The 18,499-nt window shown below is 59.5% G+C and carries 13 protein-coding genes; 2 read left to right on the forward strand and 11 right to left on the reverse strand.

From position 1 onward, the window contains the following. Positions 1–38 precede the first annotated feature (38 nt). From FHG09_RS09675 to FHG09_RS09695, 5 genes are read right to left on the reverse strand one after another with little or no spacing between them, the layout of a single operon-like run. The gene (locus FHG09_RS09675; RefSeq protein ID WP_152347441.1) at positions 39–1,853 is read right to left on the reverse strand and encodes an ABC transporter ATP-binding protein; all 1,815 of its coding nucleotides are present in this window, start codon (positions 1,851–1,853) and stop codon (positions 39–41) included. Then, positions 1,853–2,770, reverse strand: coding sequence for an ABC transporter permease (locus FHG09_RS09680; RefSeq protein ID WP_227492674.1), 918 nt, complete (start codon positions 2,768–2,770; stop codon positions 1,853–1,855). Before FHG09_RS09680 ends, FHG09_RS09675 begins: the two co-directional genes overlap by 1 nt. Next, on the reverse strand, positions 2,767–3,720 hold the full coding sequence (locus tag FHG09_RS09685) for an ABC transporter permease (RefSeq protein ID WP_152347442.1): 954 nt from the start codon (positions 3,718–3,720) through the stop codon (positions 2,767–2,769). The genes FHG09_RS09680 and FHG09_RS09685 overlap by 4 nt, the downstream gene beginning before the upstream one ends. A gap of 1 nt (position 3,721) precedes the next feature. Then, positions 3,722–5,269 (reverse strand): ABC transporter substrate-binding protein, encoded by a 1,548-nt coding sequence (locus tag FHG09_RS09690; RefSeq protein WP_152347443.1) that lies wholly within the window; start codon positions 5,267–5,269, stop codon positions 3,722–3,724. 11 nt (positions 5,270–5,280) lie between these two features. Then, a complete protein-coding gene (locus FHG09_RS09695; RefSeq protein WP_227492675.1) occupies positions 5,281–6,315 on the reverse strand; it encodes a TetR family transcriptional regulator C-terminal domain-containing protein in 1,035 nt (344 codons plus the stop codon). Between the two features lie 232 nt (positions 6,316–6,547). Here FHG09_RS09695 and FHG09_RS09700 point away from each other — a divergent pair, with 232 nt between their 5' ends. Further along, positions 6,548–8,365 carry a glycosyltransferase family 2 protein gene (locus FHG09_RS09700; RefSeq protein WP_152347444.1) on the forward strand — a complete coding sequence of 606 codons (1,818 nt, stop codon included), beginning with the start codon at positions 6,548–6,550 and terminating at the stop codon, positions 8,363–8,365. 107 nt (positions 8,366–8,472) lie between these two features. On the opposite strand, the gene FHG09_RS09705 is transcribed toward FHG09_RS09700, so the two are convergent. The 5 genes from FHG09_RS09705 to FHG09_RS09725 all read right to left on the reverse strand — a co-directional run bounded on the left by FHG09_RS09705 (position 8,473) and on the right by FHG09_RS09725 (position 14,680). Further along, positions 8,473–9,828, reverse strand: a complete 1,356-nt coding sequence (locus FHG09_RS09705) for a polysaccharide pyruvyl transferase family protein (protein WP_193627343.1) — start codon at positions 9,826–9,828, stop codon at positions 8,473–8,475. A 27-nt stretch (positions 9,829–9,855) separates the two neighbouring features. Next, positions 9,856–11,274: a polysaccharide pyruvyl transferase family protein gene (locus FHG09_RS09710; protein ID WP_152347446.1), complete on the reverse strand. Its 1,419-nt coding sequence runs from the start codon at positions 11,272–11,274 to the stop codon at positions 9,856–9,858. 100 nt (positions 11,275–11,374) lie between these two features. Then, complete coding sequence (locus FHG09_RS09715; RefSeq protein ID WP_193627344.1) at positions 11,375–12,484, reverse strand: NAD-dependent epimerase/dehydratase family protein; 1,110 nt, start codon at positions 12,482–12,484, stop codon at positions 11,375–11,377. Next, complete coding sequence (locus FHG09_RS09720) at positions 12,474–13,196, reverse strand: IspD/TarI family cytidylyltransferase (RefSeq protein WP_152347448.1); 723 nt, start codon at positions 13,194–13,196, stop codon at positions 12,474–12,476. The genes FHG09_RS09715 and FHG09_RS09720 overlap by 11 nt, the downstream gene beginning before the upstream one ends. After that, on the reverse strand, positions 13,178–14,680 hold the full coding sequence (locus tag FHG09_RS09725) for a CDP-glycerol glycerophosphotransferase family protein (protein WP_227492676.1): 1,503 nt from the start codon (positions 14,678–14,680) through the stop codon (positions 13,178–13,180). Before FHG09_RS09725 ends, FHG09_RS09720 begins: the two co-directional genes overlap by 19 nt. Positions 14,681–15,202: 522 nt before the next feature. Here FHG09_RS09725 and FHG09_RS09730 point away from each other — a divergent pair. Next, positions 15,203–16,498 (forward strand): CDP-glycerol glycerophosphotransferase family protein, encoded by a 1,296-nt coding sequence (locus FHG09_RS09730; protein WP_227492677.1) that lies wholly within the window; start codon positions 15,203–15,205, stop codon positions 16,496–16,498. A 60-nt stretch (positions 16,499–16,558) separates the two neighbouring features. On the opposite strand, the gene FHG09_RS09735 is transcribed toward FHG09_RS09730, so the two are convergent. Continuing rightward, on the reverse strand, positions 16,559–18,445 hold the full coding sequence (locus tag FHG09_RS09735) for a glycosyltransferase (protein ID WP_227492703.1): 1,887 nt from the start codon (positions 18,443–18,445) through the stop codon (positions 16,559–16,561). Positions 18,446–18,499 lie beyond the last annotated feature (54 nt).

An 18,499-nucleotide genomic window follows, 5' to 3' on the forward strand; every position in this document is an offset into this window, starting at 1 on the left:
GCTGCGCAGCCAAAGGGCCACGCCTCCCGCCCACCCCCTCAGAACTTCGGCACGTCCGAAATCAGCGCCCGCGTGTACTCGTGCGACGGGTTCTCCAGCACCGAGGCGGTCGGCCCGTAGTCGACGATCTTGCCCTTGTTGAGCACCGCGAGGTTGTCGGCGATGTGCCGTGACAGCGCGATGTTGTGCGTGACGAAGAGCATCGCCAGCTGACGCTCCTCCCGCAGGGTCCGCAGCAGCGCGACGATCGAGGCCTGCACACTGACGTCCAATGCCGAGGTGATCTCATCGCAGACCATCACCGACGGCGCATTGACGAGCGCCCGGGCGATCGCGGCCCTCTGCCGCTCACCGCCGGAGAGGTCACCGGGGCGCCGGTGATAGAACGACCGTCCCAGCCGCACCGAATCGAGGGCCTCCTCGACGGCAGCCTTCCGGGTCGCGGCCGTGCCCTCACCGCTCATCTCCAGCGGCACCGTCAGCGACTGGCCGATCGACCGCCGCGGGTTGAGCGAGGAGAACGGCGACTGGAACACGTACTGGATGCCCACGCGCTGCTCGTTCGTGCGTTTGCGCGTCGACCGTGCCAGCTCCGTGCCGCGCAGCTTCACCGACCCGGTGTAGTCGTCGTTGAGCCCGGCCACACACTGCGAGAGGGTCGTCTTGCCCGACCCGGATTCCCCGAGCAGCATCGTGCACTCCCCCGGTTCCAGGACCAGGTTGATCCCGTCGAGGATCTGCGCCTTCCCGTAGGCGAGCGCCACGTCCGTGACCTCGAGCAGGGATGCATTCGCCGAGGCGGCTCCGCCCTCCCCCGCTGACTCGAGGCCCGCCGAGGCGGCCGTCCCGTCAGTCCCCGAAGCGTCCGTTTCGGATCCGCCTGGCTCCGACCCCGAATCCGTGGGCCCGGGCTTCTCCACCGCAGAGACGAGGATGTGCGTCTTGTCATCGTCCGCGGACGGTGTCTTCGCTTCCGCGGCTCCGTCGCCGATGGTCTTGCGACCGGCGAGGTCGGGAACTGCGGACATGAGCATCTGCGTGTACTCATGCTGCGGCTGATCGAGCACCGCAGACACGGGGCCCTCTTCGACGAGGTCACCGCGCAGCATCACGGCCACCCGGTCGGAGATGTCCTTGATCACCGCAAGGTCGTGGGTGATGTAGAGGCCGGCGACGTTGTTCGCCACCGTCATCTGCCGGATCGTGTCGAGCACGACCGACTGGGTGGACACGTCGAGACCGGTGGTCGGTTCGTCGAGGATGAGCACATCGGGATACATGGCGAAGGCCATGGCGATGCCGATGCGCTGCTGCTGACCGCCGGAGAGCTGATGCGGCCACCTTTTCTGATACGTCTTGTCCCCGGGCAGACCGACGTCGACGAGCACCTCGGCGACGCGATCGGCCCTCTCACGATCCGAGGCCCCGAAGCCGTGGACGTCGAGGACCTCACGAATCTGCTCACCGACCCGCATGGCCGGATTGAGCGAGAGCGCAGGATCCTGGGGGATGTAGGCGATCCGGGATCCGCGCAGCTCCCGCAGCGCCACCTCGTCGAGTTCGCCGACCTCGACGTGGGTGGCCTCGCCGCGCGGCCAGATGCTCACGGACCCCGACCCGAACTTCAGCCCCTCCCGGAAGTGCCCCAGGCAGGCCAGGCCCGCCGTGGTCTTGCCGGAACCGGACTCGCCGACGAGACCGAGGATCTCTCCCCGGGACAGGGCGAAGTCGACGCCGTGGAGGATCTCGTCCCCGGCGTTCGTGACGACGCGCAGGTCGGTCACGCGCAGGACGATCTTCTCGTTCGGTTCGTTCGCATCGTCGTGGCGAACTGTTTCTGTCTTCGAGCTCATCACGCCTCCACGGATGTTGATGCGGTGGCTCGGGCGAAGGAGTCCGCGAGCAGGTTGGTGCCGATGGTCAGCAGCGCGATCGCGATGACCGGCAGCAGCACGCCCCAGGGTTGGATGGACAGGGCGATGCGGTTCTCATTGATCATCAGACCCCAGTCAGCCGCGGGCGGCTGCAGGCCGAGACCGAGGAACGACAACGAGGCGATGTAGCCGATCGAGTAGGTCAGGCGCAGGCCCGCCTCCACGCTCAGCGGTCCCGTGATGTTGGGCAGCAGCTCACGGATGAGCACCTTCCACCGGGGCATCGCGTACATCTCGGCGGCCTTGATGTAGTCCTCGGTGATGACGCCCAGGGTCGCCGACCGCGCCACACGTGCGATGCGCGGAGCGTGGGTGAGACCGATGACCGTCACGAGCACCCACCCCTGCGGGCCGAGCACCGTGATCGCCAGCAGCGCGAACACCAGCTGCGGGATCGCGAGGATGACGTCGTTGAGGCGCATGATGACGGCGTCGAACGTGCCACCGACATAGGCGGCGAGCATGCCGAGGAGAGCACCGACGACCATGCCGAGCACGGTAGCGAGCACGCCGTAGACGATGAGGGTCAGACCACCGGCGAGGAACCGGGAGAGCACATCGCGACCCAGGTTGTCGGAGCCGAAGAGCCCGTAGGGGCTGAAGGGCTTCGTGACGAACTCGGTGGCGGTGTTGCCCGTCGCCCACGGCAGCAGCAGCGGCCCACAAAGGGAGAGCACGACGATGACGATGGTGATCGTCAGGCCGATCTTGCCCTGCTTCTGTGCCAGCACCCGCTTATAGAACGGGACGTAGGTGGTCTGGGATTCCTTGGGCACCTCGGCGGCGTCGGTGGCCGCCGATTTGAGGTCGTCGAGACTGTTCGCATCGGTGCTCATGCTGCACTCCTCAGTTTCGGGTTGGTGAGGATGCCGACGACATCGGCCGCCAGGTTCACCACGACGTAGACGGCGGCGACGAGCATGGAGATCGCCTGGACGACCTGCACGTCACGGTAGGTCACCGCATCGATGAGCGCCTGCCCGAGTCCCGGGTAGCGGAAGAGGAATTCGACGACGACCACGCCGCCGGCCAGCCAAGCCAGCTGGATCGCCACGACCTGCGCGACGGGACCCAGCGCATGGGGCACGGCGTGGCGCATGATCACGCGCTTCTCAGGGACACCTTTGAGTCGGGCCATCTCGACGAATCCGGAATCGAGGACCTCGATCATCGTCGCGCGCATCATCCGCACGATGTAGGGGGTGACGACGAGGATGAGGGTCAGTGTCGGCAGGATGAGCTGCTGAGGCCGGTTCCAGACGGGCTCGCCCGGCGGGGCCAGGGTCACGGCGGGCAGGATCTGGAACACCGAGGTGGCGAAGATCGCGATGAGTCCGATGCCGATGACGAACTCGGGCATGGCCGCGAGCACCAGGCTGATGCCGGTCATCCCCTGGTCGCGGCGACCGCCGCGGTGCAGGGCCTGATAGACGCCGAGTCCGATGCCCAGCGGCACGGATATGATCGCGGCCAGTCCCATGAGGACGAAGGACGCCCAGACCCGATCGCCGAGGAGTTCGGAGACCGGTCCGCCCGTCGCCGAGGAGGTTCCGAAGTCTCCGACGAAGAGTCCGCCCAGCCAGGTGAGGTAGCGCTGCCAGGCGGGTTGGTTGAGTCCAAGCTGTTCGTTGAGTGCCGCGATGCGTTCGGGCGTGGCCTGCTGACCGAGGATGGCTCGCGCGGCGTCGCCGGGCAGCAGCAGGGTGGCGCCGAAGACGAGCAGTGAGACCGCGATGAGGATGAACGCGGAGAAGAGCAGCCGCTTTCCGATCACTTTTCCGAACATGTCACACCTCTCCGATCCACACGCGGTCGAATCTCCAACCGCTCAGGGGCCGTCCTGTGGAGTTGGGGACGAGCCCTCCGACGTATTTCTGGAAGGCGTCGACCTGGTTGGCGAAGCCCCATACGATGTACCCGCCGTCGTCATAGAGCATCTTCTGCAGCTCGTGCTCGAGGTCCCGGCGCTCCCCGGCGTCGGGAATGGCGCGGGCCTTGGCGAAGACCTTGTTGAACTGCGGGTCGTCCCAATGCGTTTCGTTGAACGGCGATTCGGCCAGGGAACAGGCGATGACCTGCGGCATGAAGTCGCGGGTGTACCAGAAGTCCTGAGCGAAGTCCCACTGCAGATACTCATCGCCGAAGAACGTCGTCGCATCGACCTTGCGGATCTTGACCGTGATGCCGGCATCGGTGGCCTGCTGGGCGAAGACCTGCGCGGATTCGACGGCACCGGACTGGATGGGGGCGGTGACGAGTTCGACCTCGAGCCCGTCGGGATAGCCCGCCTCGGCGAGGAGCTTCTTCGCTTTGTCGATGTCCTGCTTGCGCTGTGGGAATTCCGGGTAGTTCTCACTCAGCGGACCGAACATGTCGTTGCCCAGCGTCCCGTAGCCCGAAAGCACCTGTTCGATCATCTGCGGGCGGTCGACGACGAGGCGGAAGGCCTGTCGGACCTTGACGTCGTCGAACGGCTTCTTGTCCACGCGCATGGTGAAGGGCAGCCACATGCCGGTCTTCGAGTTGAGGATGGACATGCGCTCATCAGCGTCGATGACCTCGACGAGGGCCAGCGGGATGCCGGCGATCGCATCGACCTGTGTGGACAGGAGGGCGTTGATGAGGGCGTCGTCATCGTTGAAGTTCAGCACCTCCACCTCATCGAGGTAGAGCTTGTCGTAGTCGAAGTAGTACTCGTTGGGCACGAGCACGGTCGACTGGGCGGCGGTGAAGGACTTGAGTTTGAACGGCCCGGAGCACACCGGGTCCTTCGGGTCGTAGCCGACGGGCACGATGCCGGCGGTATATTCGGCGACGGCATCCTTGAACAGGCCGTTGGCCTCATTGAGCCGGAACTCCACGGCCCGGTCTCCCTTGGCGACGACCTTGTCGAGCATGGAGAAGTTCGCGGCCGCAGTCTTCGGATCGTCCGGGTCGTTGATCCGCTCGAAGGTGAAGACGACGTCTTCGGGGGTGATCGGTTTGCCGTCGGAGAACTTGATGCCCTCCTTGAGCGTGCACGTCCAGACTGTGGAGTCGGAGTTGGCCTCGATCGATTCGGCCAGCAGCGGCACGACCTGTGAGTCGTCGTCCCAGCCGAAGAGTGCGTTGTAGAGGTTGACGGAACGGCAGACATCGCCGTTGTTGACGGGAATATGGGCGTCGACGGTGTCGGCCGAATTGCCGCCGGTGACGCCGACGCGCAGGGTCCCGCCCTTGACGGGGTCGCCGGCATCGGCGGCGCCGACCTCTCCGCCTCCGCAGGCGCTCAAGCCCGCGACGCCGGCCACGGCAAGGCCTGCGCCCAGCGCTTGTCTTCGGTTCGGTGTTCTCATGTGCCTTCTTCCTAGGACGTCGGTTCGGGTCGGCCGGCAGCGGCGACCCGGTCTGACTTCGGGGTTCGGGTGTCATCGGTGAACGCGTCGCCGATGAGGACGTGAGCGGCGAGGTAGTTCTCGAGCATGGTCAGTGCCTCTTCATCGGTGATGGGCATGTGCTCGGTGGTGCGGGCCACGCCGAGGCCGTCGATGAAGATCGAGAGGGATTTGACCATGAGGGCGGTGTTGCCGGTCCGGATCGCTCCCGTGCGCTGGCCGCTGTCGATGATCGTCGTGATCATGTCCATCCATTCGCCGTAGACGGCGGTGAGGTTCGCGCGGGCACTTTCGTCGGTGGCCGCACGGGCCCAGCATTGGAGCCAGATCGACCACACTCTGCGGATCTTCGGATCGACTCCGGCGTGGATGCGTGCGAAGTGGCGGAGCACGCCGACGGGATCTGCGGAGTCATTGAGGTGACGGGTCTCGGCGATGACGTCGAGTGAGTGGCGCAGGGCTGACTGCAGCAGCTGGTCTTTCGTCCGGAAGTGGTAGTTCACCGCCGAGGTGGTCACTCCGGCCGCGTCTGCGACGTCCTCGGTGCGGACCTTGTCGATGCCGAGGTCGGCATAGAGTCGCCAAGTGGCCGCGATGATCTTCAGTCGGTTGCGGGTGCCCTTCGACATCCACTCGTGTGCGGGGGCTGATCCGTTGGCCGCTCCCCCATCGGCTCCGCCATTGTGCGCGGCAGCCACTTCCTGGGTGTCGCTGGTCGGCGCAGCGGTGTCAGCAGGCACGTCGATGCCGATCTTTCGCCGAGGCGGTCGGACCGTTTTCCCGGTCGTCAGCCAGTCCGTGGTGACCCCGGTGAGTTCGGCGATCCGGGAGATCTCCTCGACCCGGAATTTCCGGGTGGTGGCCAGGGATTTCGAGAGTTTGCTCGCGTCGAGCTCGATCTGTCGGGCGACTTCGCTATGGTTGATTCCCGCGTCTTTGATGGCGGTGCGGACACGGCTGACCAGCGACGTCTCTGTGCTGTCTGCACCTTTGCCTGTCGTGACCACCACTACAGTCTGCACATAAGTTGCGATTTTGGCAAGACTTACTGGGGTATCAGGTAGTTTCAAGTAATCCGGTCAAAGGGCTGGCCAGAATCACACGTCCGATTCGGTTCGTTGACCAGGGCCCCTTACCCTTTCACCATCGACGCGCCTCCCCAGATACACGCAACAGCAGATGTAGCATGATGTCTGATGCGAGTCCCCCGCATCATGTAAACGTTGCCCTGGAGCCAAAATGACTGATATACCCGCAATGACACTCCCCGCCCCAGTCGGGATTGATGTCAGCGTGGTCATCCCTGTGTACAACTGCGAAAAGTACATCCCGGAAACGATCGAATCCGTAAGAGCTCAGGACATGCGCGCTGGAGCAGTAGAGATTATTGCTGTGGACGATGGGTCGACAGACAACTCGCTGAGCATGCTTAACGAACTGGCTACGGACAGCAACGACCTGCACGTCTACTCGATCCCCAACAGCGGATCTGCTGCCGCGCCGCGCAACTTTGGACTCGAACAAGCCCGTGGCCGCTACGTCTTTTTTCTGGACGCGGATGACAAATTCTCCCCAAATGCGCTCTCTCGACTGACCGAGGTCGCGGACAGCACGGGCTCAGGCGTCGTGCTCGGCAAGATGGGACTTTTCGGGAAGAAGAGGGCTGGAAATGTACCTTCGACTGCCTTTGGTAAGACTCTTTTCGCCGTCGATTTCATCGATTCCAAGGCACATTCCACGCTCGGAGCATGGAAACTGTTCCGCAGGTCGATCTTGATTGACAATGATATCCGATTCCCACTCGGCTATAAGATAGGCGAAGATCAGCCGTTTACAATGAAGGCCTACCTTCACAGCCCACACATATCGATACTGGCCGATCGGGTTTATTATTGGCTCCGGGGCAGAGACGACGGAACCAATATCACCGCAACCGGTCAACCTCCGCGAAAGCATCTCTCGCGAATCCTTACCCTCATCAAAACGATCGTTGACAATACCGAGCCAGGTGAGCGTCGCGACCGACTGCTTCGGCGTCCGATCATCGGAGCAGCCGGCGTCAAGTCTGTGTTCGGAAAGAAGATGCTGTCGTCTCACAGTCGAGCAGAACGTGAGACCATGCTGAAGGAGTTTCGGGACGTCGTCGCTCCGCTATGGAACCCAAGCATCCGCGATCATGGATTGCCGGAGTCCCAAATCCTTGTCGACCTGGCTCTTCGCAACGACATCGACGGAGTTGAGGCGGTCAGTCGATTTCTGAAAGAGAAGAAGCCAGTACCTCTCGCTCTCGACGACGACAGGACTCAACTGGTCTACGAACCCCGCGCAGGTTCAAGCGTGGGCGATCTGCAAATCCGGCTCCACCAAACTCTCGAAACAATCACCGCAACAACTGACGTGATTACCGTCCGGGGTGAGTTCGGAATCGACGGATTGGACGAGGCCCCCGATTCCGCCCAGATCATCTTCCGTCACCGCAAGCTCGGGACGAAGGTTGTGTCCAAGCTTGATGCCTCTCGCACGTACACCCGAAGTTTCGGCACACGTGCACGGTTCTCGACTGATATCCGAGTTGCGAGGCTGGCCGACTCCGGCATCTGGGAAGTCTTCATCAAGGCGAAATGGTCGTCAGTGGTCGCGCGCGAGCGTTTCGGAAAATCACGAGCACCAGGATTGGACATTTCTCCGCTTCTTGTCGACGATCCCATCAAGGCAGTCGTGTTCATTGATAATTCAGACGAGCTTGCAATTGACGTCGGGCCTACCGAAAGACACCTCGATCCAGTCAAAAGGCTTGAGCTCCACGTCGTTGACCAGTTCGAAGTCGGACGCTCTACAGTCGTCCTGATCAATGGACCGGTATCGACCATGCAGGCTGCGTCCTACCGGGCAGACATCACGGCCAAGGAAAAGCCAGCCAAACTCATCGTCCACTCAACTGACCAAGCGTCAGTAGTCATCCCTCGCTCAGCTGCAAAAAAGCAGAGCTGCACGATCGAGTTGAAAGACGCGGAAGGGAATCCAGTCGAAATAGCACTGACTGAGCTCAGAGACTGAGAACGCAATCCTCTGAGGACGAATCAGCGCTCTTGAACAGAACTGACCGCAACCACCCGTTTAAGCATCAGCCGTCATCTGCACTGCCTGCCGAATCTCGGGACGCACTATCGTTTCAATCCACGCTTCAGTCGAGTCTTCACACTTCGCAGGAGCGACTGCGGTTGTCTGCGACCGGCCTGTCCGACGGACGGTTTCACTGCGTTTGCGGCAATTTTGTCCTGGTAGAAGCCATACGATCGGCGAAGCTTACGTCGCATCTTCTCTTGGTATTGCTTGCGCGATGTACCCGCGTAGCGTGGCAGCTTCTCTCGGAGCTCCTCAAGTGAGTAGGGTTCGATCTGCTCGCTGGGTTTGAGGATGCCTTTCAATCCTGAGAACAGCGTTCGATAGACCGAAATCTTGAAGTCGTTGTCCTTCTCCACTCCCTCATTCATAGCTCTGTCGAGTGCGCTGAGAACTGTGGAAGGCTTCCAATCTGCCGAATCCAGCGCTCGTTCCGGATAATCGACAGAACGATAGAAATCTGGAACCTTGAAGTTCCATGTCAGCCCTATCGAAGGGATGTCGAAGGCGAATGAGGTGATTGACGCGTGAAGACGATAGGCGATGACACCATGACAGCTGCGAAGCTGTTCGATGAGCTCTTCTGGTGAGTTGAGCGTGACGGCAGCCTTCTTCCCCTGCACCCCGTAGTGTCGAACCAGAGAATCGAGGAAGATCTCATCGTCGAAATGACCAGTGGTGAAAAGTCGATAGTCGTCTCCTCTAGCGGTCAGCTCATCGATTACACCAAGCCAGAAATTGCGCTGATCTGCTTCGCTGAATGTAATTCCGTTGTCGGGGAACACACCGGACCTGGTGACAACGAGGCCGATACGTTTCCGGCTGCGTCCACGTGGGTCTTCAATCGGACGCACCTTCTCAAACACCGAATCAGCAAAGACAGCGGGGTCAGACACGAGCGCCGTAGGAATCCCTGTCCCCTCAACATATTTCTGTGCCGATTCCAGATCGTCTCTGGTGGTGATCTGGCGAACGACGGGTTTCCTCAGCGCAGTCTGCAGCGCCAGCGAACGTTCGTCTGCGTCATTGTAGGGCTCCACGCCGATACTGGAGAAGAGCACAGGGACCCCGTACTCCTCGGCAAGTTCGACCGTCCGGATTGTCCGCCGGTAGAAGACTTGGTAGACGTAGTTGAATAATGGCGCTCCGCCGAAGACTACGACGTCAGCCCTGGAAATGGCACGTCGAGCCGGCTCGAGCAGAGACTCGTCACCTGTGCTCATGTATTTCTTGCTGATGATGCTGGCGGCTCGGCTGCGAACAATGAACGAATCTGATGCAATTCCAAGGTTCTCTGCAGCCGCATTCAACAGGCTGATAACAGAGGCTTCAATAATCTGATCACCGATATTGTCAGAATCTCGGTTAGTCAGCAGCAGAACTTCAGTACGTGCCACGATTGGCTCTTTCTCTAGCGTCCACAATCAATCGACTGACTGTGCTTTGTCGTATAGCTTCTGGTAGTTCTCGTAAGTACGACGCAACTTCCGGTTGACCTTCTCGCGGTACCCCTTGGGGCCAGTGGCCAACTGCCGCGGCATCCCTTCCCAGAGCTCCGAGAATTCGTAGGGGCTTGCAGGATTGTCGGGAGCGAGAACGTCTCGGATTCCTGTGAACAGTGTGTCGTAGACGGACTTGAGAAATTCTTTGTCTTTAACGACGCCGCCCTTCATCGCGCGTTCGATCGCGGACACGACCTTCTCGGCTCGCCACTCTTCCGGGCTCAGCGCGCGATCCCCGTAGCCCACGGATTCGTAGAAATACGGCACCTTGAAGTTCCACGACAGGCCGATAGAGGGAACGCCGAGCGCAAACGACGTGATGCTCGCATGTAGCCGATAGGCGATGACCCCATCGCACCCACGCAGTTCACGAATGAGTTCGTCTGGAGAATTCACTGTAACGGCAGCCTTTTTGCCCGGAATACCAGATGTCTTAATAAGGGTGTCCAGGAACACCTCATCTGAGAAATGGCCAGTGGTGAAGAGACGGTAGTCGTATCCCTTCTCATCGAGCAGTGCGATCGTCTCGAGCCAGAATCTGCGCTGATCATCTTCACTGAAGTCGATACTGTTGTCAGCGAAGATTCCCGCCCTGGTGACAACCAAACCGATGCGTTGAGGTTTCGGCTCCGCAGCAACTGGCGCTTTAGCAACAGGTTGAACCGGGAATGTCGCGGGTTGAGCCACGCTGGATCTAGGTGACTTGGCGACAATGCTCTTGACGATTCGCTTGAGCTTCCGCTTCGCTCGCACGGGAAAGGCCGGCACCGGCTTAGGCGCCGGGGCAGGTTCAGGTTTCTTGCGATAGACGATATCGGCCAATACTGCCGGGTCGGCAACATGGGCAACCGGGACCTCTGTGCCTTCAGCATATTTACGCAGTGATTCGATGTCATCGCGCGTTGTGATCTGCCTGACCACCGGAAGTTCAAGCGCCTTCTTGAGAGCCTGGCTCTTTTTGTTCGCCGCATCGTACTTCTCCACACCGATGCTCGAGAAGATCACAGGCACGTCATATTCCTGCGCAAGTTCCAGTGTGACGATCGTTCGACGGTAGAAGTTCTGATAAGCATAGTTGAAGAGCGGGGCGCCACCGAAGATGATCAGATCAGATTTCGAAATCTCGTCCCGGGCCGCTGTCAAGAGTTCTGGGTCTTTGGTGGCCATGTATCGTTTCGAAATGATGCCCGCAGCACGGCTGGATATGACGAAGTCATCGGTACCGAAGCCAAGATTCTTCATCGCGCCTTTGATGATGGAGAGGACTGTGGCCTCGATGATCTGGTCTCCGACATTGTCCGAATCACGGTTTGTCAGCAGAAGAATTCTGGTGGGGCTCATAGACGTTCAGGTCTCCTCATCAATGCAACGATCAGCGTCGTTACCGAAATTGTGGCACGTCGTACCGGTTGGTGAGTGAAAGAAGTATGGTGTTTTTCGATCAGTCGATGAGCGGACCGTCTTCGAACGTCCGAACTGTCCGGGAGACGCCGTCAGTGAGCGAGGTTCCCGCATCCCATCCGAGCGCGGTGAGCTTGGCAGCGTCCAAGCCGAGTGAGGCTACCGGCGAGAACGATCGCCCGTCCTCCGGGTTGACGAAGTCCAGCTCGAGTTTCTTCTCCGGCCGTGCCGCAGCAAAGGTCTCGGCCAGTTCACGGATACTGATGTTCCCGGCAGGGTCGGCGATGTTGTAGACCTGTTCTTCACCACGCAAGTGAGCGAAGAACAGTCCCTCCACTGCATCTGCGACATACGTGTACGTCCGAGTCGCGGCACCGGCACTCATCATTCGCACATTGCGACCGCGAACGACGTCAGCAAGGAAGTCCGCCTGCACACGACCGTCATTGAGGGCCATACCCGGACCATAGATGTGCCCGAAACGCAGGCTGAGTCCACGGATGCCGAACTCGTCCGAATATGCGGCCAGAGCGGTCTCGGCAATTCGTTTACCTTCCGAATAGCTAGCACGCGGCGCGAAATGTTGCAGTGTTCCCTCGTCGTCTTCGCTGATGAGTTCACTTCCGGTGACCGCACCGTAGACCTCCGACGAGGACAGGAGGACAAACGAATCCCCTTTAGCCTCGACAAGCGAGTCAAGCAGATTGATCGTGCCCATTGTGTTCGCCTTCAGCGTTGTGACAGGAGACGACTTGTGGAGACTAGGACGGGCCGGCGAGGCGCCGTGGAAGATTGTTGAAAAGTTCCGTTCAAAACTCTGCGTATCGATGACGTCAGCCGCGAGCAGTGTGAAATCCGAGCGCTCGAGCGCAGAGCCGAATCGCTTTTCTGCTTTCGCTCGGTTCCGCACTAAACCTGTGACATGAAGCCCGAGGCCATGGGCATCGTTCGCGGCCAGCAGCGCTCCGACGATATACATCGGGATCATTCCGGAGGCACCAGAGACGAGAATCTCCGTGTTCCGGTACTTCTCCCACGGCAACTCAGCCGCAGCGATGCGCGCAACGTCCTCGGAGAAGACAGGGGCGTCGAAGAGAACGACATCGGCAGCATTAGCCCCGGAAGCGGCTGCCTGGTTCTTACTCCCCACCGAAAGCCTCCCGATCTTCAATGAGGGTGAGGAAGGTCCGGCAGACGTAGTAGTCCGAGGCAGTGGTGATTTTGATGTTCGTTCGCGGTCCTTCGACCCGGTGCACATCGTATCCGAAGCCGTTCATCAGTGTGCAGGTATCGATCGAGTCGTTCTCCCCTTCCGCGACCGCACGATCGTATCCGGCGAGGACGTCCTTGAGCGGGAACGTCTGCGGAGCCTGTGCGGTCCACAGAGGATCGCGAGGAATGACCTCCTTGATACCCGATCCCTCTTCCACGACTACCGTCTCAGTCATCTTGGTACAGGTGACTGCCGAACCGAACTCACGGGCGCTCGCGATGTTCCTCGAGACCAGGTCCGCATCGATAAGGGGACGGACACCGTCGTGGATGAGCACGATGCTGGATGGGTCGTTGTGTTCAGCGACGACCTTGAGAGCGTTGTGGCGCGATTCCTGACCGGTCGATCCTCCATCGACGATCCAGTGGACTTTGTCGAGTTCATAGCGCTTGATCAGGCGTTCCAGGTGCTCCCGATACTGCGGAAGGATGGCGACTGCGATCGAATCGATCTCCGAGTGCTGCTGGAAGATGTCGAGCGTGTGCACGATCACCGGTCGACCATGGATCTCCAGGAACTGCTTCGGACGGGAGCTGTGTGCCATCCGAGCGCCGACGCCTCCTGCGAAGACTACAGCGATGTTTGCCATTGGTTCTCCTCGTCCTCTTCTTCAGTCTTATAGTTGCCGTTGGACTCGTTGTCCGTCGGGTCATTGAGCTGGTCTTCTTGGCCGGGTGCTCCGGGATCCTCTTCACCTACCCGATCGGACATCCTGTGATCTTCATCCTCGGTGGGAACCTGTGGTTCGGCGGCGGGCTCGCTGAGGATGAGCGTGTCGATCACACGGTCCGAGTTGTTGGTGTCCACGTAGTCGAAGTTCTCTTTGACGAACTCCTTCGTCGCTTCGTTGCTCAGCTGGGGGCGACGGAGCAGCGCGACGAGCTCGTCGAAGGCCGTGGCAATGTTGCCCGGGGCGGCTTCCCGGTAGTCCTTGTGCATTCCTCGCGTCGCGGAATAGGTATCGAGATCATAGGCGAAAAAGATCATCGGACGCTCGAGCAGCGAGTACTCGTAGATAACTGACGAGTAGTCGGTGATGAGCACGTCCGAGATGAGCATCAGATCGTTGGTGTCCGGGCAGGAAGCGACATCGATGAGGCGATCGCTGAATTCCTGTGGGATCGGTGCAGGATCGGGCACGAAGTGATGTTGCCGGAACAGCACGACCGAATCGTCGCCGCACGATTCGTAGAGTTCCCGGAAGTCGATCTGGTCGTAGTCGTAGTGAGCGTCTCCGGAGCCTCGACCACGGAAAGTCGGTGCGAAAAGGATCTTCCTCCTGCCCTTCGCCGTCGGGAACTGCTTCTCGAAGTCGACGAGGACCTCTTCTGCACGTCCCTCTCGCAGGAAACCGTCGATGCGGGGCAGACCGGTCGCGAGGACAGCCTCTCTCTCGATTCCGAAGGCTTCGCTGTAGACGTCACGCAGGTGCTGGGAACCGCAGATGGCATACGAATAGAGACGATGAGCGTTTCTCAGGTTCGGCGAACCGTACTGCCCGAACCGGCTGTACCCCACCGACTTGAATCCGCTGCCCGCGTGCCAAAGCTGGATAATCTTCTGCTCGTCTCGGTTTCCCAGATCCTTGAGAATGGCGAAGTAGTCATCGATGAGGATGGTATTCGCTTTGCCCATTTCCCACGCCAGGGCGAACGCACTCTGACGGCTGCTGGTGCGTCCGGTGCGAAACGAATAGCCGAAGTTGAACTGCGAATCGAGACCGCGTTCGAGCATGCGGTCATGCACGGCCTTGAGGTTTCCCTGCATGTTCGGACGGGCCTCGGAGGCGAACAAGATGTTGCTCCCGTCGGACGGCCGTTTGTAAGCAGAGATGGCGAATACGGTCCGAAGAGCCTTCCTCTTGGTCTTCGTCCACTTCTTGCGGGCTTTCGATCTCAGGCGTGCCAGAGTGGACAAGGGCTTACCTCCGGAACGACCGAAAGAGTAAGTGCGCATGAGGAAATAGGGAGCCGCCTCGTCGTCGGAGATGCCGAACGTCACGGTGTAGGCGGAGAAGTTCTTGTTGTAGACGAAAGCTCGCGAAGCATCGCCGAGCTCTTCGGCTCTCGACAAGGGGTAGGAGGCAGGAAGGTTCTCTTCTCCGCGTCGAGCAACGAGGTAGTACGTTCCATTGGGAACCTGAGCTCGACGATTGAACTGAGTTACATTGATAGTGAGTTGGAAACGCCCCTCCCCCAGGGGTTCTGCACGAACAGGGAGCTCGACTTCGTAGGGGCGCGAGTTCGGGGTCAAAAAGAACGAGTCAGGGGCTTCGCCGGGAACCCTGACGACAAATGTCAGAATCACACGTTCCCACGAGATTCTTTCAATCGTCAGCTCATCTACCACAGATTCCCCTCACCAGCATGATTTTGAAATGCTGACGCAACTCGTTCACTCTCAATTAACGTTGATAGCCTAGCAGTTTGCCTGTGGCGTTCGGTAACTTGACGACACGCCCGGGGGCCGCATCCGAGTCGATGACTTCGTGTTCTCAGGGGCAGTCGTGAAACGATATTCTGGCCGAGTCGTCGGCTGCATCTGAGGCATTGAGCCGTTGCGGCTGCGCATTCACAACTGCGAGGAGTTCGAACAGTGGCTAACCCGGTCCGATGGGTCGCACGCACTGCGGTGCGCTCTAGCGCGTGGAAACACACCAGCAAATGGATCAGGGGCGCTGAGAAGTGGAATCGTCTCGAAGATGAGTACGACGGCAGCTACGTCAAGGCCGACGTCGTCGTGTACTTCGGTGATCGTAGCTCGAAGTTCTATCAGCTCGAGCAGTGGATACCCGTGCTCGAAGAACTCCACAAAACGCATAAGGTCGTCTTGGTTATGCGAAAAGGTTCTGCCCTGCTTCGTACGCTCGAAACTACGAATCTCCCAGTGGTGTTCAAACGTCGATTCGACCCGTTGCACACCTTCTATCATGCCAACGACTTCAAGTTGGCGCTCTACGTCAACAACGGAATGACGAACTTCCAGTCGCTGGCCTTCGCCCCGATGGTGCACGTGCACGTCAACCACGGCGAATCGGACAAACTGAGCATGGTCTCCAACCAAGCCAAGTCCTACGACAAAGTGTTCGTCGCCGGCGACGCCGCTATCGAACGGCACCGCAGAGCAATTATCGATTTCGACGAGTCCGCTCTCGTCAAGGTCGGACGACCACAGCTCGACATCGAACGACCTATGGAGCTCGAACCCTCAAATGCGCGAACCATCATGTATGCGCCCACGTGGGAGGGTGAGAACGAATCCAACAATTACACTTCCGTCGATCTCTTCGGTCCGCAGATAGTCGAAGCCGCATTGCAGATTCCGAACGCTCGTGTGGTCTACAAACCGCATCCCCGAGTTGAGACGTCCAATGATCCGGGTATGACTGAAGCAAATGCTCGGATCCTTGAACTCCTCGAGACGGCCAATGAATCGATCTCAGACGAGTCCATGCAGCATCAGGTGCTGATGCAGGGCGATATTCTCGCGATGTTTGACGCGGTCGACCTGCTCGTCACCGATATCTCCAGTGTCGGGCTCGACTTTCTCTACCTGCACCCTGAAAAGCCACTTGTCCTGACAGATCGCCGCAATGACACCTCTTTGCTTAACGCCGAAGCGCCGATCAGCCGCGCTACTCCGATCATCGACCAAACAACAGCTGACGGTTTGGAACTGATGTTCCAAACGATGCTGACCGAGGATTCGGCGGCGGAGGCTCGTCTCGATCTTCGTCGTCACTACTTCGGCGAAGGCGGGAAGGGAACGTCGACAATTCTGTTCAGCGAAGCGGTGTCGAAGCTGATCTCCGCTCGTACAGTGGACCTGGAGCACTTCCATTCCGACGACAGCATCAACGCCGAGTCCGAGGACGAATCCACCGGCGAATAGACGGCGGCGGTTAGCAGAACCACCTGCCAGCGATGTCCCAGTCCAGGGTGGTTGTTCTTCTTATGTTGCATTCACAGGTCGTACCGAGAGGTTCCCGTACTTAGTGGAATACCATTCCCGCTGCCCTGTCCGCATTGCACGGAATCCTTTCGGTAGACGAATCCTCCGCTTCGACTCCCACAGGCTGCGGGGCATTCGGAGGTAGACGTCAAAAGTCTCACCCATCGCTTCAGAGAAGCTTTCGAAGTCGACGGCGAATGCCACCGCATGTCGTCGGCCCATCCGGCGAATGGACGTCAAGGAGCCTCCACATACGAAGAATGTATTGACGTCGCGTGCAGACACGACCATCTCCACCTTTTCTATAATGTCTCGACGGAGATCGGCGAATTCGAGTTCGATCCGGCAGCCTTCAGACAAGTTCTCAAACGTGGCTCTCTTCACTGCGACTGGAGTGCCCGATGTTTGGATGAGAGCATCATCGACCTGTGCCACAGGCAATTCCTCGATGACCGATTTCCAGCGACGGTACCCGGCTTCAGGCAGATAATGCTCGACTGTATCCATGGCGGAGCTGCGCATCGCCGAAACGGTATCTGCGCTCAGAGAGAGAAATTCCTCGATCTGATCCGCCAGGGCGTCGATATCATTCCTCGGAGTGATGAATCCATTGCGCCCCTGCTCGATCAGATCGCGCGGGCCATATGTAATGTCGTAAACAATCGGAATGCAACCAGCGCCCATCGATTCCATCACGGACAGCGGCAGTCCTTCACTGGTACTCGTCAGCATGGAGAATGAGGCCGCTTTCAGCCTGTTTGAGACATCATTGACATAGCCGGGCAGCTCCACTCGATCACGAACGTCAAGAGCGTCGATGAGCTTCTCCAGCTTAGGCCGTTCCGGCCCCTCCCCCAGGACCGTCAGAGAGACGTCGACACCGCGGTCACGCAGTTTCGCCACCGCCCGAATCGGATGGCCAACGCGCTTGAGCTCAACGAGGTTGGCAATCATCACGGCCTTACCCATCGACCGTCCTTTTGGAGCCTCGGTCAGCACCGATCCTGCCGGCAGCTCTCCGGTCAGAAGCCTGATGTTGTCTTCAGAGAATCCGAGAGCTCGCACGGCATCCGCCTGCTGACGTGTCTGCACACCGACTACGTCGAAGCGGTCAAAATTGCGCATGGTATCTATTCTGCGTGGCAGCACCTGGCCGTGATTGCCGTTCCACGGATGACGTAGGTGAGTTCCATGGAGAAACAGAACGAGTGCGAAGTTCCGATTCGAGATCTCGTGGATGAACTCGCTGACCTTCTTGTCATCGACGATGACGACAGCGGGTTCCTTGTTCACAACTACTTTGACCCAGGCGTTGTAGAAATCTCGTGGACGTCGCCACTCCGCCATCGGCGTTCCATTCGGAGAATGGAGGATGAACCTACTGCCCAGTTTCGGATCCCGAATGTCCGCGACCAGCAGGCTCCCATCTTCCCTGAAGTAGTTGCGGCGAATAATCTTGCTGCTGCGCTCCTTTCGGACTACGTCAAAGAAGGTGGTGATGTTCTCGATTTCACCATCGACGTCCGGAATCGGACTCCGAGGCTGTTCACCTTCGAGCTCCGCAAGTTCATGTACGGACCTGCACCGCAGGTCCGACCAGATATTCACCAGCTCGACGTCATCACGCATTTGCCCCGACGAGACCAACCGATCTCGAATCTCGTCTGTGTCCAGTCGAGGGCTGAACGTCAGGATGGTTTGCGACAGCGGCCTCCCGAAATTCTGAAAGCTCCGAATCCGGCGGAGGGCCGCGGTCGTCATTCCGCCCATCGATTCGGGGATCCCCCATAGAACGTTGTAGACGTGCACTTCATCGGTCCCGAGCTGGTGGTCGGGCTCGTTCTGGACCTGACTGTTGTCGATGACGTCATGTGTGTGTCGAGCCATGAAACTCACTGATGGTATCCTTCTCAGCTCTGGTCGTGCGGCGGTCTCTGAGGC

This window comes from Brevibacterium sp. CFH 10365 (genome assembly GCF_009299785.1).
GTDB classification, from domain to species: domain Bacteria; phylum Actinomycetota; class Actinomycetes; order Actinomycetales; family Brevibacteriaceae; genus Brevibacterium; species Brevibacterium limosum.

What these genes read in the sequence shown, in the direction of transcription:
- FHG09_RS09735 (WP_227492703.1), bottom strand. Translation starts at nt 18,445, where the DNA reads ATGGCTCGACACACACATGACGTCATCGACAACAGTCAGGTCCAGAAC.
- FHG09_RS09690 (WP_152347443.1), bottom strand. Translation starts at nt 5,269, where the DNA reads ATGAGAACACCGAACCGAAGACAAGCGCTGGGCGCAGGCCTTGCCGTG.
- FHG09_RS09675 (WP_152347441.1), bottom strand. Translation starts at nt 1,853, where the DNA reads ATGAGCTCGAAGACAGAAACAGTTCGCCACGACGATGCGAACGAACCG.
- FHG09_RS09685 (WP_152347442.1), bottom strand. Translation starts at nt 3,720, where the DNA reads ATGTTCGGAAAAGTGATCGGAAAGCGGCTGCTCTTCTCCGCGTTCATC.
- FHG09_RS09680 (WP_227492674.1), bottom strand. Translation starts at nt 2,770, where the DNA reads ATGAGCACCGATGCGAACAGTCTCGACGACCTCAAATCGGCGGCCACC.
- FHG09_RS09710 (WP_152347446.1), bottom strand. Translation starts at nt 11,274, where the DNA reads ATGAGCCCCACCAGAATTCTTCTGCTGACAAACCGTGATTCGGACAAT.
- FHG09_RS09720 (WP_152347448.1), bottom strand. Translation starts at nt 13,196, where the DNA reads ATGGCAAACATCGCTGTAGTCTTCGCAGGAGGCGTCGGCGCTCGGATG.
- FHG09_RS09700 (WP_152347444.1), top strand. Translation starts at nt 6,548, where the DNA reads ATGACTGATATACCCGCAATGACACTCCCCGCCCCAGTCGGGATTGAT.